This is a genomic window from Pseudomonas sp. UMAB-40 (assembly GCF_900095275.1).
Classification (GTDB): Bacteria; Pseudomonadota; Gammaproteobacteria; order Pseudomonadales; family Pseudomonadaceae; genus Aquipseudomonas; species Aquipseudomonas mandelii_B.
Map to the genome: position 1 here is coordinate 1 of NZ_LT607643.1, position 260 is coordinate 260.

The window sequence follows — 260 nt, forward strand, 5'->3', positions numbered from 1 at the left end:
TACCACTTCCAGCACAGCGCCACGGCCCACAAACTGGTGTTCGGCGATGACCAGACGGTGTTCCCGAAACTCGCACCCGTGGCCTACCAGCAAGACTCCGGCATGGTCGCCAACAACCCGGTAATCAAGCGCTTCGACCTGCGCCTGGAAACCCGCACCAGCCGCACCACCCGCCGCGACTACGATTTCGAAAAACCGCGCCTGACGCTGGAAAGCGAAAACCGTGGCGACGCCCTGCCCGACCTCGAAGACTACGACTA

1 protein-coding gene is annotated in these 260 nt (G+C 62.3%); it reads left to right on the forward strand.

Annotated features, from left to right (window positions below; genetic code table 11):
• Window positions 1-260, forward strand: a 260-nt coding sequence (locus K0F88_RS32140; protein WP_257605430.1) for a contractile injection system protein, VgrG/Pvc8 family, incomplete at both ends; no start/stop codon positions are given.